The 13411-nt window shown below is 67.0% G+C and carries 11 protein-coding genes; 4 read left to right on the top strand and 7 right to left on the bottom strand.

The genetic code is table 11. From position 1 onward, the window contains the following. Positions 1 to 996 carry a catabolite repressor/activator gene (cra, locus tag FW760_RS23295; RefSeq protein ID WP_054916282.1) on the bottom strand — a complete coding sequence of 332 codons (996 nt, stop codon included), beginning with the start codon at positions 994 to 996 and terminating at the stop codon, positions 1 to 3. A gap of 284 nt (positions 997 to 1280) precedes the next feature. Between cra and ptsP the strand changes: the two genes are divergently transcribed. The 3 genes from ptsP to FW760_RS23280 are packed head-to-tail and all read left to right on the top strand — an operon-like array spanning position 1281 to position 6831. Continuing rightward, positions 1281 to 4139: a phosphoenolpyruvate--protein phosphotransferase gene (ptsP, locus tag FW760_RS23290; RefSeq protein ID WP_446444026.1), complete on the top strand. Its 2859-nt coding sequence runs from the start codon at positions 1281 to 1283 to the stop codon at positions 4137 to 4139. Continuing rightward, positions 4139 to 5095, top strand: a complete 957-nt coding sequence (gene pfkB / locus FW760_RS23285) for a 1-phosphofructokinase (protein WP_446444025.1) — start codon at positions 4139 to 4141, stop codon at positions 5093 to 5095. Before ptsP ends, pfkB begins: the two co-directional genes overlap by 1 nt. After that, a complete protein-coding gene (locus FW760_RS23280) occupies positions 5092 to 6831 on the top strand; it encodes a PTS fructose-like transporter subunit IIB (protein ID WP_446444024.1) in 1740 nt (579 codons plus the stop codon). Before pfkB ends, FW760_RS23280 begins: the two co-directional genes overlap by 4 nt. Here FW760_RS23280 and FW760_RS23275 read toward each other — a convergent pair whose 3' ends face one another. Then, positions 6832 to 7062, bottom strand: coding sequence for a DUF3820 family protein (locus FW760_RS23275; protein WP_043864478.1), 231 nt, complete (start codon positions 7060 to 7062; stop codon positions 6832 to 6834). 204 nt (positions 7063 to 7266) lie between these two features. On the opposite strand from FW760_RS23275, the gene FW760_RS23270 reads away from it, so the two are divergent. Beyond that, positions 7267 to 7743 (top strand): PA2169 family four-helix-bundle protein, encoded by a 477-nt coding sequence (locus FW760_RS23270; RefSeq protein WP_043864389.1) that lies wholly within the window; start codon positions 7267 to 7269, stop codon positions 7741 to 7743. Here FW760_RS23270 and FW760_RS23265 read toward each other — a convergent pair. The 5 genes from FW760_RS23265 to FW760_RS23245 form a co-directional block, all read right to left on the bottom strand. Further along, positions 7740 to 9242, bottom strand: coding sequence for a diguanylate cyclase (locus FW760_RS23265; RefSeq protein WP_446444023.1), 1503 nt, complete (start codon positions 9240 to 9242; stop codon positions 7740 to 7742). The two genes, FW760_RS23270 and FW760_RS23265, sit on opposite strands and share 4 nt — an antisense overlap. 176 nt (positions 9243 to 9418) lie before the next feature. Beyond that, positions 9419 to 10693, bottom strand: coding sequence for an OprD family porin (locus FW760_RS23260; protein ID WP_446444031.1), 1275 nt, complete (start codon positions 10691 to 10693; stop codon positions 9419 to 9421). A 255-nt stretch (positions 10694 to 10948) separates the two neighbouring features. After that, positions 10949 to 11170, bottom strand: coding sequence for a hypothetical protein (locus FW760_RS23255; RefSeq protein WP_043864392.1), 222 nt, complete (start codon positions 11168 to 11170; stop codon positions 10949 to 10951). A 208-nt stretch (positions 11171 to 11378) separates the two neighbouring features. Continuing rightward, positions 11379 to 12761: a heavy metal sensor histidine kinase gene (locus tag FW760_RS23250; protein ID WP_043864393.1), complete on the bottom strand. Its 1383-nt coding sequence runs from the start codon at positions 12759 to 12761 to the stop codon at positions 11379 to 11381. Then, positions 12736 to 13410, bottom strand: a complete 675-nt coding sequence (locus FW760_RS23245; RefSeq protein ID WP_043864394.1) for a heavy metal response regulator transcription factor — start codon at positions 13408 to 13410, stop codon at positions 12736 to 12738. The genes FW760_RS23250 and FW760_RS23245 overlap by 26 nt, the downstream gene beginning before the upstream one ends. Position 13411: the final 1 nt, after the last annotated feature.

Here is a 13411-nt window from a genome sequence, read left to right as displayed (position 1 = left end):
TCAGGCCTTGAAGAGGCGTTGCTTGAAGGTGCGCGCCACCGCGTGCACACCCGGCGTGTAGTGCTGCTTCTCCACCGCCTCCAGCGCCAGGCGCAGGGCGGTTTCGGCCATCAGGCCGTGCTGCTGGGCCATGGCGTTGACCGGCAGGGGCAGGAAGTCCAGCAACTGGTTGTCACCGAAGGTGCCCAGGTGCAGGCTGCGCGATGCTGGCGGGCGGGTCTGCAGCACATCGAACACGCCTTGCAGCAGTACATAGGAGGTGGTCACCAGTGCGTCGGGCAGGCGCCCCAGGTCGGCCAGCAGCTCGCTCATCAGGCGGCGCCCGCACTCGCGGCTGAAGGCTTCGCCCTGGTGCTGGCTGGCCCGTCCGTCGAAGCCTTGCAGGGCCTGGTCGAAACCACGTGCGCGAGCGCGGCTGACGCTCAGCTCCGGGCGTGCGCCAATCAGTGCGATATGCGCCGGGGCGCTGTCGAGCAGGCTGCGGGTCAGGTGCAGGCTGGCATGCTCGTCGTCGCTGACCACCGAGCAGAACTGCGCCGGGTCCAGGCTGCGGTCGATGCCGATGATCGGCAGGCCGTTGGCCTGCAGCGTGCGGTAGCTGTCGTCGTCTTCGGGCAGGCAGCTGGCGACGAACAGGGCGTCGCAGCGCCGTGCGCGAAACAGCTGCTGCAACTGGCGTTCGCTGTCGGGCTGGTCGTCGCTGCTGGCGATCAGCAGCTGGTAGCCCTGGGCCCTTGCGCCTTGCTCCAGTTGCTTGGCGATGCGCGCATAGCTGGGGTTTTCCAGGTCTGGCAGGATGAAGCCAAGGGTGCGCGTGTGACGGCTGCGCAGCCCGGCCGCCTGCGGGTTGGGCGTGAAGCCATGGGCCTCCACCACCGCACGCACACGCTCTACCGTGCTGCTGCTGATGCGTTGCTGTTCGGCCTTGCCATTGATGACATAACTGGCAGTGGTAACGGACACACCGGCCAGACGGGCGATATCGCTGAGTTTCACCGAATTTTCCTTGTTATTACCGGGGTTGGCTGCAGAGCCTGACCGGGTATTGTCGCCGATTGCGAAGCATCGGCGCAGACGACCATTGTCGCAATTGTCCGACAAAATGGGGCTTTCATTGTTCGCAGGTTATCGAGTAACGTGCACGCTATTCTAGGTTAAACGATTCAGCAGGCGATTTTTCTGCCGTGGCCTTCGCCTGCGCCCGGCCCTGCGAAGTGTCGGGTGCTGCTAAATTCACAACAATACCTCGGCGCCGGCCCGGCGCTGCAAAGGAGAGGTTCATGCTCGAGCTCACCATAGAGCAGATTTCCATGGGCCAGTCGGCCGTGGACAAGACCGCCGCGCTGCAGCTGCTGGCCGAGCGCCTGGTGGCCGACGGGCTGGTGGCCGAGGGCTACCTGGCCGGGCTGCAGGCGCGTGAAGCCCAGGGCTCGACCTTTCTCGGCCAGGGCATCGCCATCCCCCACGGTACCCCGCAGACCCGCGAGCTGGTGCATGCCACCGGCGTGCGCCTGTTGCAGTTCCCCGAGGGCGTGGACTGGGGCGACGGGCAGATCGTGTACCTGGCCATCGGCATCGCCGCGCGCTCCGACGAGCACCTGCGCCTGCTGCAATTGCTCACCCGCGCGCTGGGCGAGACCGACCTGGCCCAGGCGCTGCGCCGGGCCGGCAGCGCCGAGGCGTTGCTCAAACTGCTGCAGGGGGCGCCGCAGGAGCTGGCACTGGATGCACAGATGATCGGCCTGGGTGTGCCCGCCGAGGATTTCGAAGAGCTGGTATGGCGTGGCGCCCGCCTGCTGCGCCGCGCCGATTGCGCCGGCAATGGCTTTGCCGCCGTGCTGCAGCAGGTCGAGGCGCTGCCCCTGGGCGATGGCCTGTGGTGGCTGCACAGCGAGCAGACCGTGCGCAAGCCGGGCCTGGCGTTCGTCACCCCGCAGCAGCCGCTGCGCTACCTGGGCCAGCCGCTCAACGGCCTGTTCTGCCTGGCCAGCCTGGGCGCGGCGCACCAGGCCCTGCTCGAACGTCTGTGTACCCTGCTGATCGAAGGTCGGGCGCAGGAGCTGTTTCGCGCTACCAGCAGCCGTGCGGTGCTGGAGGTGCTGGGCGGCGAGCTGCCGGCCGACTGGCCCAGCGTTCGCGTCGGCCTGGCCAATGCCCACGGCCTGCATGCGCGCCCGGCCAAGGAGCTGGCGCAACTGGCCAAGGCGTTCGAGGGCGAGGTGCGCGTGCGCGTGGTCGACAGCGGCGAGGCCGCCGTGTCGGTCAAGAGCCTGAGCAAGTTGTTGAGCCTGGGCGCACGCCGTGGCCAGGTACTGGAGTTCATCGCCGAGCCGAGCGTGGCCGACAGCGCGCTGCCGGCGTTGCTGGCGGCGGTGCAGGCCGGGCTGGGCGAAGCGGTCGAGGCGCTGGCGCCGGTGAGCGAGGTAGCGGCGCCCCAGGTGCTCGAGCCGGTGCTGAGCGCGCCACTGCCGGGCACGCAGGTCCAGGGCGTGGCCGCATCGCCGGGCATCGCCTGCGGCCCGGCGCATGTGCAGGTGCTGCGCCATTTCGACTACCCGCTGCGGGGCGAGTCGCCGGTGATCGAGCGCGACCGCCTGCAACGTGCCCTGGCCGCCGTGGCCAGTGAGCTCGAAGCGCTGATCCGGCGCAGCCCGGCCAAGGCCATCCGCGAGATCTTCGTCACTCACCAGGAAATGCTCAGCGATCCGGGGCTGGGCGATGAAGTCGAGCTGCGCCTGCTCCAGGGCGAAAGCGCCCCAGCGGCCTGGATGACCGTGATCGAGGCCGCAGCGCGGCAGCAGGAGGCCTTGCACGACGCCCTGCTGGCCGAACGCGCCGCCGACCTGCGCGACGTGGGCCGCCGTGTGCTGGCCACCCTGTGCGGGGCCGCCGAGGTGGCGGAGCCGCAACAGCCCTATGTGCTGGTGATGGACGAAGTCGGCCCGTCCGATGTGGCGCGCCTCGATCCGGCGCGGGTGGCCGGGATTCTCACCGCACGGGGTGGCGCCACCGCGCACAGCGCGATCGTGGCGCGGGCATTGGGCATCCCGGCGGTGGCGGGGGCCGGCGCGGCGGTGCTGCTGATCGCCGCCGGCACCGAGCTGTTGCTGGACGGCCAGCGTGGGCGCCTGACCGTGGCCCCGGCGGCGGACGAGCTGCAGCGCGCCCTGGCCGAGCGCGAGCAGCGCGAACAGCGCCTGCAGGCGGCCCGGGCGCGTCGCCTGGAACCTGCCGTGACCCGCGACGGGCATGCCGTGGAAGTGTTCGCCAACATCGGTGAAAGCGCGGGTATCGAACAGGTGATCGACCTGGGCGCGGAAGGCATCGGCCTGCTGCGCACCGAGCTGATCTTCATGGCCCATCCACAGGTGCCCGACGAGGCCACCCAGGAAGCCGAGTACCGCCGTGTGCTCGACGGCCTGCAGGGCCGGCCGCTGGTGGTGCGCACCCTGGATGTGGGCGGCGACAAGCCGTTGCCCTACTGGCCCATCGCCAAGGAGGAAAACCCGTTTCTGGGGGTACGCGGCATTCGCCTGACCCTGCAACGGCCGCAGGTCATGGAAAGCCAGTTGCGCGCCCTGTTGCGCGCGGCGGGCGAGCGACCGCTGCGCATCATGTTCCCGATGGTCGGGCAGGTGGAGGAGTGGCGCCAGGCCCGAGCAATGGTCGAGCGCCTGCGCCAGGAGATACCGGTCGGCGACCTGCAGGTGGGCATCATGATCGAGGTACCTTCGGCCGCGCTGCTGGCACCGGTGCTGGCGCCGGAGGTGGACTTCTTCAGCGTCGGCACCAACGACCTGACCCAGTACACCCTGGCCATCGACCGCGGCCACCCGAGCCTGTCGGCCCAGGCCGATGGCCTGCACCCGGCGGTGCTGCAGCTGATCGACATCACCGTGCGCGCCGCGCATGCCCACGGCAAGTGGGTGGGCATCTGCGGGGAACTGGCCGCCGACCCCCAGGCGGTGGCGGTGCTGGTGGGGCTGGGCGTGGATGAACTGAGCGTGGCGGCGCGCAGCATTGCCGAGGTCAAGGCGGTGGTGCGCGAACTGAATTTTGAACAGGCCCGGCAACTGGCGCGTGATGCGCTGGTGCAGGGCAGTGCCGCCGATGTGCGCGCACGGGTGGAGATGCATTGATGGCACGGATACTCACACTGACCCTCAACCCGGCGCTGGACCTTACCGTCAGCCTCGCCACCCTGCAGCCCGGCGCGGTCAACCGCAGCCACGCGCAGCACAGCCACGCGGCGGGCAAGGGCCTGAACGTGGCGCAGGTGCTGGCCGACCTGGGGCATTCGGTGACGGTGGGCGGCTTCCTGGGCCAGGACAACCTGCAGCCCTTCGAGGCCCTGATGGCCCGTCGCGGCTTTGCCGATTGCTTCGTGCGGGTGCCCGGCGAAACCCGCAGCAACCTCAAGCTGGTGGAGGGCGATGGCCGGGTCACCGATATCAACGGCGTGGGCCCGCAGGTCGACGAACACGCCCAGGGCGAGCTGCTGGCTCGCCTGCAGCACCTGGCCAGCGGGTATGACGCGGTGGTGGTGGCCGGCAGCCTGCCGCCGGGTGTGAGCCCGCAGTGGCTGCAGATGCTGCTGGCGTGGTTCAAGTCGCTGGGCCTGAAGGTGATCCTGGACAGCAGTGGTGCGGCCTTGGTCGCCGGGCTCAAGAGCGCGCCGTGGCTGGTCAAGCCCAATACCGACGAACTGGCCGAAGCGCTGGGCCGCCCGCTGCACAGCATTGCCGAGCAGCAGGCCGCTGCCCGCCAGTTGATCGACCAGGGCGTCGAGCATGTGGTGGTGTCCCAGGGCGAGCAGGGGGTGATCTGGTTCCGGCGCGACGGCGCCCTGCAGGCGCTGCCGCCCCAGGTGGTGGTGGCCAGCACGGTGGGCGCGGGCGATTCGTTGCTGGCCGGCATGCTGCACGGCCTGCTCAATGCCGAGCCTGCCGCGCAGACCTTGCGCCGCGCCACCGCGATTGCCGCCCAGGCCGTGACCCAGATCGGCTTCGGCATCGGCGACCGCGTGCAACTGGCGCAGCTCGAAGATGCCGTCCGGGTGCAGATTCCCCACGCTCGACAAGAGGGTGAACAATGAAGATCGCCATCGTCACCGCCTGCCCCAACGGCCAGGTGTCCAGCCTGCTCAGCGCGCGCCTGCTGGATGCGGCCGCGCAGCGCCAGGGCTGGAGCACCAGTGTCGAGGTGCACGACCCCGACCATCCCGAGCGCCAGCTTTCGCCGGCAGTGATCGCCGCCGCCGACTGGGTGCTGGTGATCAGCACCGGCCCGTTCGACCTGCAGCGCTTTGCCGGCAAGCGCCTGTTCCAGAGCACCCCGGCCCAGGCCCTGCAGGATGTGGAGAGCTTTCTGCGCCTGGCCGCCGAACAGGCCCAGGTGCACCACCCCGAAGCCATGGCGCCTGCGCCGGCCGCAGCGGGGGCGGTGAAGAAGATCGTTGCGGTCACTGCCTGCCCCACCGGGGTGGCGCACACCTTCATGGCCGCCGAAGCCTTGCAGCAGGCGGCGCGGCAACTGGGTTATCAACTGGCCGTCGAAACCCAGGGCTCGGTGGGGGCACGCACCCCGCTGAGCGCCGCGGCCATCGCCGAAGCCGACGTGGTACTGCTGGCCGCCGATATCGAAGTGCCCACCGAGCGCTTCGCCGGCAAGCGCATCTACCGCTGTGGCACCGGCGTGGCCCTCAAGCAGGCCCAGGCCACCTTGAACAAGGCGCTGGCCGAAGGTCGCGAAGAGCGTGCCGCCGGCAGCGCCGGCACCGCACCTGCACGCAGTGAAAGGGCTGGGGTGTACAAGCACCTGCTGACCGGGGTGTCGTTCATGTTGCCGATGGTGGTGGCAGGCGGGTTGCTGATCGCCCTGGCATACATGTTCGGGCTCGATGCCTACAAGGAGCCGGGCACCCTGGCCGCCGCCCTGCGCCAGATCGGCGAAGACGCCGCATTCAAGCTGATGGTGCCGCTGCTGGCCGGCTACATCGCCTATTCGATTGCCGACCGCCCGGGCCTGGCGCCGGGCATGATCGGCGGGCTGCTCGCCAGTTCGCTGGGCGCCGGCTTCATCGGCGGCATCGTCGCAGGCTTCGTGGCCGGCTACGCGGCCAAGGCGATCAGCCACTGGGTCCGCCTGCCCAGCAGCCTGGAGAGTCTCAAGCCGATCCTGATCATCCCGCTGCTGGCCAGCCTGTTCACCGGCCTGGTGATGATCTACGTGGTGGGCAAGCCGGTGGCCGGCATGCTCGATGGCCTGACGCATTTTCTCGACAGCATGGGCACTGCCAACGCGGTGCTGCTGGGCATACTGCTCGGCGCCATGATGTGCGTGGACCTGGGCGGGCCGGTGAACAAGGCCGCCTATGCCTTCTCGGTGGGCCTGCTGGCCAACCAGAGCATGGCGCCGATGGCCGCGACCATGGCCGCCGGCATGGTGCCGCCGATCGGCCTGGGCATCGCCACCTTCCTGGCGCGACGCAAGTTTGCCCAGAGCGAGCGCGAGGCCGGCAAGGCGGCGCTGGTGCTGGGCATGTGCTTCATTTCGGAGGGGGCGATCCCGTTCGCGGCCAAGGACCCGCTGCGGGTGATCCCCGCCAGCGTGGTCGGCGGTGCACTGACCGGCGCGCTGTCGATGTATTTCGGTTGCAAGCTGATGTCGCCCCACGGCGGGCTGTTCGTGATGCTGATTCCGAACGCGATCAACCACGCCCTGCTGTACCTGCTGGCCATCGCCGCCGGCAGCCTGCTGACCGCTGTGGTGTACGCGGTGCTCAAGCGCAGGGACGTGGCCGAGCTGGCACTGGAGCCGGCCAAGGCCTGATCAGGGGCGTGGGCGCGGGTGCTTCTTGCGCAGCGGTTCGAGCAGGTCGGCCAGGCCGTTGTGGTCGACCTCGTGCATCAACGCCAGCAGCCCGCCCAGTTCGCCCTTGGGAAAGCCCTGGCGGGCGAACCAGTTGAGGTAGTGGCCGGGCAGGTCGGCGATCAGCCGGCCCTGGTACTTGCCATAGGGCATTTCGCGGGTGACCAGCAGTTCGAGTGTCTCGGGAGTCATGGGCTCGGCGCAGCAGTGCAGGAAAGGCCCCGACAATACATGCAATCTGCACGAGACCAAAGGTCCGTTCATGCAAAACGCTGCTTGGGGAAGGTTCAAAATTTTTATAAGTTGTTGATTTTAAAAGATTTAATTTTTATAGAAAAGCTGGCATGAACACTGCTCCTGTACTACGCAACCACCCTCATGCAAAGGAGCACTGTCATGACCAACGTGAACAAAGACGTTATTTCGGTTCTGAACAACCTCATCGAGTACAGCAAGGATGGCGAGAAGGGCTTCAAGACTTCTGCCGAGGATGCCAAGAACCCGGACCTGAAGGCGTTCTTCCTGCAGCGTGAAGGCGAATGCCGTAGCGCCGCCGCAGATCTGCAGCAGCACGTGCGTTCCCTGGGCGGCGACCCGGAAACCACCACCAGCCTCAGCGGTGACATGCACCGCGCCTGGGTCAACCTCAAGTCCTCGCTGACCAGCAACGACGACAAGGCGGTGCTGGAAGAAGTGGAGCGCGGTGAAGACCACGCCCTCAAAGCCTACAAGGATGCCCTGGAAAAACTGGCCAAGCTGAATGTACCGGCAAGTGACCCGGCATATGCTCTGGTCGAGCGCCAGTACCATGGCGTGCAGCGCAACCATGACCAGGTCAAGGTGCTGCGCGACGCGGCCCGCGCACGTTCCTAACCGGCGTACACCTCTACCCGGTTGCGCCCGTTGCGCTTGGCGCAATACAGCGCATCGTCCGCACAGCCCAGCAAGGTCGAAAGATCCTGCTGGGCTTCTGGCGTCTGCAGGCCCACGCCAATGCTGACGGTCACCGGGTGCTGGTCGTCGCCGAACGGCGGCAGTGCCTCGACGCTGCTGCGGATACGTTCGGCCAGGGTCAGCACGCCGTTGAGGTCGGTCTCGGGCACGATCACCAGAAACTCCTCCCCGCCATATCGCGCGGCCAGGTCCCCCGGGCGGCGGATGCTGTGCGCGATCGTCGTCGCCACCTGGCGTAGCGCTTCGTCCCCGCCCTGGTGACCGTGGCGTTCATTGAACGCCTTGAAGTGGTCCACATCCACCATCAGTACCGCCAGCGGGCGCTGGCTGCGCTGGGCACGTGCCCATTCGCGGCGCAGTACCTGGTCGAGCTGACGACGGTTGGCCAGCCCCGTGAGGCTGTCGGTGGCTGCCAGTTCGGCCAGGCCCTGCTCGGCGCTGTGGCGCCTGCGCAATTCGCGCCCCAGCAGCAACGACAGCCAGAGGATGCCGATGCACAACAGGCCGGTAGCGATACTGACCACCAGTGCGGTACGCCGCCACGAGCCATAGACCTCGTCGGTGGACAAGGCCACCACCACCAGCAGCGGCAGGTCGTCCACCCGTGAAAAGGTGTACAGGCGATGCTTGCCGTCCAGGCTCGAACGCGCGGTGAAGCTGCCGTTGCCCTGGGCCATTGCGCGCTTGAAGTTGGGCTGCTCGGACAGGTCGGCGCCGATCAGCGGGTCGCTGGGCAGCGAAGGGTGGCGGGCGAGCATCACGCCGTCGCTGTTGAACAGGTTGACGCTGCTGTCGCGGCCGATGTCCAGGCGCTGGAACAGCTCGCTGAAGTAGGCCAGGCGCAGGGCGCCTGACGCGATACCGGCGAAGGCCCCATCGGCATCGTTGATGCGCCGGCTGAAACTGATGCACCAGTCCAGCTCGCCCAGGCGCGCCTTGAATGGCGGGCTGATGACCAGGCCCAGGCCGGGGTTGTCGCGATGGGCCTGGAACACCTTGCTGTCGGCAAAGTTGGCGCTGCGTGGCACCACGCTGGTGGAGTCGGCCGCCACGTTGCCGTTGCGATCCAGCCACAGGATGTCGCCGCGTAACGGCACGGTGAAGGCCTGGTTGAACAGCAGTTGCTGGCGCAGCGGCGCGGCCACGCTGGCAAGCTCAGGGCGCTGGATGGCCCAGATCAGTCCGTGCAGCGACAGGTCGTAGAGCTCGACGTTGCGCACGATGTCGGTGTCGATCAACTGCACGATATTGCTGGCCGAGCGTGCGGCCGCCTGGCCCACGTTGGCTTTTTCGCGTACCAGCAGGAAGGTCACGATGGTGATGATGGCCAGAACCGCCAGGCAACTGCCCAGGTTAAGGATCAACTCCGGATGAGTCCTGTACAGGGTCGGGCGCTGGGGCGGAAGGCGCGAAGGCATGATGGAGGTGATTCGTACCGCTGTCGTTGAAAGGGCAGGTGCGAGGCGGCGGTATTCTAGGCGGGTGCAGATTGTCGGACAAGCTGTTGCTGGTGCCGATTGATGTACGGCATCTTGGGGCTATTTGCAGGAAAAGAGCCTGCATCCTGCAAGCTCTTTGGCGCATGGCGGTGGGATCAGAAGACGTTGAGCGGGTATTCGACGATCACGCGGTATTCGTCCACATCGTTGTCGACCTGGGCGTAGCCCTGGCTGCCACGGTGCGAGGCCCAGCGCAGCAGCACGCTGAGGTCCTTGAGGGAGCCTTGCTGGAAGACGTAGGCCAGGTCGATGTCGCGTTCCCAGTGGCGCGCATTGTCGCCGTCGGCGCTGTACCAGTTGCTGTAGCCGGCGCTGGCCGGGTCGACCTTGCTCAGGTCCAGCTTGCCGCGCGAGTACGACACGGCGGTGGTCAGGCCGGGCATGCCGACGCCGGCGAAGTCATAGGCGTACTTGAGTTTCCACGAACGCTCGCCAGGCCCGTTGAAGTCCGAGTACATCTGCGAGTTGTCCAGGTACACGCTGTCGCCCAGGGTGATGTAGTCGAACGGCGTGTTGCCGTTGACCCGCTGGTACACCGCAGTGACGGTGTGGTTACCCACGCCGAGCGCCAGATGCAGGCTGTAGGTGTTGTTGTCGATGCTGCCCAGCAGCGCATCGCCGGTGTCCTGGGTGTGGTAGTAGTGCAGGCCGGGGTTGAGGCTGACGCCGTCGGCGAGCTGCCAGGTGTAGTCCAGGTCCAGGTAGTACTGGTTCCACACGTCCTTGAGTTCGGCGGCGTACAGGCTGCTGGTAAAACCTTCGACCGGTGCCCAGGCTGCGCCGGCCCAGTTCAGGTGACGGCTTTCGCGGTCATCTGGCAGGTTGCCGTAGGTAGCGCCGATGCGCTTGTGGCCGCTCTGGTTGTAGAGCTTGGTGAAGCTGGCCTGGCCGCCTTCCAGTTGCAGCCCGTCGATGCTGTTGTTGGTCAGGCTGACGCCGCGGAAGGTCTGCGGCAGCATGCGCGTCTCGCCACCGGCGATCACCGGGTTGGTCAGGAACAGGTCGCCGGCACGCAGTACGGTGTCGAAGGCCTTGAGCTTGATGGCAGCGCCGGCATTGGAGAACGAATCCGGGGCCTTGCCCAGTTCGCCATCGTCCTTGTAGTGGTAGGGCAGGATGCTCGAACCCGCCGTGCCGCCACCGCCGTCCAGCTTGAGGCCGAGCATGGCATGGGCATCCAGACCAAAGCCCACGGTGCCCTGGGTGAACCCGGACTCGAACTTGCCGATGAAGCCCTGGCCCCATTCACGGTTGTCGTGGTTGCCGCGCTGCAGCTGGTTGCGGTTGAGGTAGTAGTTGCGGCTGAGCACGTCGAAGTGCGCACCTTCGACGAAGCCTTCGGCCTCGTCGGCCTGGGCGTGCAGGGGCATCGTTGCAGCCAGCGCAACGAACAGCGGGGTCAAGCGAAACGCGTGGATCACCGGTGTGGACTCCTTGAGGTGAGGGATGCAGCTTTTTATTGTGCGAAGCGGTGTTTTCTTGTGAGGACACATCTCTGGCCGCAGAACCTTTTGTCCAGGCCAAAAAAAAGCCGCTGATAGCAGCGGCTTTGAAAGACGGCCACGCAGGCGAACACGTCGCCAGCGCAGCAGTCGAGGGAATAGGAGAGAGGCAGAGGCAGCGTATCAGCTGTCTTTGTCGGCACTCGCAGAACCTTTGGACGCGGTCTGCTCCAGGTTTTTGGCGTGGTCCTGCTGCTGGGCGAGGGCTTCGCGGCCTTGCTGCGCGGCAGCGGCGCGGGCGGCGTACTGCGCCACGAAAGCAGGGGACTCCTCGGCCATGGCCAGGGGCGAGAGCAATACGGACGACAGGACGAAAATACTGGCAATACCCATACTGTTGGACATTTGAAGCTACCTTCTTGCATAGCAAGCTATCTATTTGGTGTGGGTACGATAGTCCTCGGTGGGGGGTTGAAACAGAGGGGATTGGGCAATGCACTGTTGCATTCCGGGCAACAGTCGAGCGCAGCGTTTGGCCCATCGCGGGTCAAGCCCGCTCCCACAGGGTGTTCGCTGGCCCTTGTGGGAGCGGGCTTGACCCGCGATGGGGGCTTCAGGCCGGCAACAGAATCCCGAAGGTATTGGCCCCCGCCTGGCTGCGGGCAAACACGCTGCCGCCATGCATCAGCGCAATCGCCTTGACGATCGCCAGCCCCAGCCCATGGTTGCCCACGGCGCTGTTGCTGCGCGCGGCATCCACCCGGTAGAAGCGCTCGAACAGGCGAGGCAGGTGCACGGCCTCGATGGCCGGGCCCGGGTTGCTCACGGCAATGCATACCTGCTCGCCCTGACGCTCGATATGCACCTGGATCACCTGCTGGCGGGCCGTGTGCTGCACCGCATTGTTGAGCAGGTTGATCAGCGCCCGGCGCAACTGCGCCTTCTCGATGCGCGCCCGTGCATCGCCGCTGACCTGCACCCGTACCTGGGCGTCCTCGAGGATGTAGTCCAGGTAGTCCAGGGTGGTCGCCACTTCCTCGGCCAGCGAGCTGCTGGTCAGCGCGGTGGCCTTGTTGCCCTGGTCGGCACTGGCCAGGAACAGCATGTCGTTGACGATGCTGCGCAGCCGCTCCAGTTCCTCCAGGTTCGATTGCAGTACCTCGAAGTAATGTTCGGCGCTGCGACCGCGGGTCAGCGCCACCTGGGTCTGGCCGATCAGGTTGGTCAGGGGCGAGCGCAGCTCATGGGCCACGTCGGCATTGAACCCCTCCAGGCGTGAATAGGCCTGCTCGACCCGCTCCAGGGTGGCATTGAAGGTGCCGGCGAACTGTTGCAGCTCTGGCGGCAGGTCGGCCGCATACAGGCGTGCGCTCAGGTGCGGTGGCGCCAGTTGCTGGGCCTCGGCCGACAGCGCCCGCAGCGGGCGCAGGCCGATGCGCGCGGCCCAGTAGCCCAGGGCCGAGGCCAGCAGCACGCCGATCACCGCCAGGCTGATCAATGCCCCCAGCAGGGTGTGCTGGGTGTGCCAGAAGGTTTCGGTATCGATGCCGAGCAGAAAGCGCAGGGCAGGGCGCCGGTCCAGCGCCGGCAGCTCGCTCACCAGCACCTTGTACGGGTACGGCCGGCCCTCCAGCTGCAGGTCGCGCATGCCCAGCGGGCCGGCGGCAAAGTCGCGTATCGCGGCGTCGGGCTGGCCGTACTCGTAGTGCGCGTCGCCACTCACCACCCAGAAGCGGATACGCCGGTCTTCCTCGCCCAGCAGGTTGAGCTTGTTGGTGATCTTGGCCCAGTGCTCCCGGGTGCCATAGCGGGTCAGCGCCGATTCCAGCACGCTGTAGCGGGCGTCCAGCTCGGCCTCCGGCAGCAGGTCGAGGCTGCGGTCGACCTGTTTGTACAGGGCACCGCCGATCAGCAGGAACACGCCCAGCGCCACCAGGCTGAACAGCAGGCTCAGGCGCAGGGCGATGGAGTTAGTGCGCACGGCTTTCCAGTACATAGCCCATGCCTCGGATGGTGTGCAGCAGCTTGGTCTCGAACGGGCCGTCGAGCTTGGCGCGCAGGCGCTTGATGGCGACCTCCACCACGTTGGCGTCGCTGTCGAAGTTGATGTCCCACACCAGCTCGGCAATCGCGGTCTTGGACAGGATCTCGCCCTGGCGGCGCGCCAGCACGCTGAGCAGCGAGAACTCCTTGGCGGTCAGTTCCAGGCGCTGGCCGGCGCGGCTGGCCTTGCGGCTGATCAGGTCCACCCACAGGTCCGCGACCTGGATCTGCACCGGCTCGTGCCCGCCGCTGCGGCGGGTCAGCGCCTGCAGGCGCGCCACCAGTTCGAGGAACGAGAACGGCTTGCCCAGGTAGTCGTCGGCGCCTTCGCGCAGGCCGCGGATGCGGTCTTCGACGCGCTCGCGGGCGGTGAGCATGATCACCGGGGTCTGCTTGCGTGCACGCAGGGCGCGCAGTACGCCGTAGCCATCCAGGCCCGGCAGCATCACGTCGAGCACGATCACCGAGTAGTCGCCCTCGAGGGCCAGGTGCAGGCCCTCGATGCCGTCCGGGGCGAGGTCCACGGTAAAGCCTTGTTCGGTGAGGCCGCGATGCAGGTAGTCGGCGGTCTTCTGTTCGTCTTCGATAATCAGCACGCGCATG

It is taken from the genome of Pseudomonas sp. 1176_21, assembly GCF_052850635.1.
The sequence above is the reverse complement of the archived record's forward strand: the minus strand, read 5'-3'. Positions and strand labels throughout refer to the sequence as shown.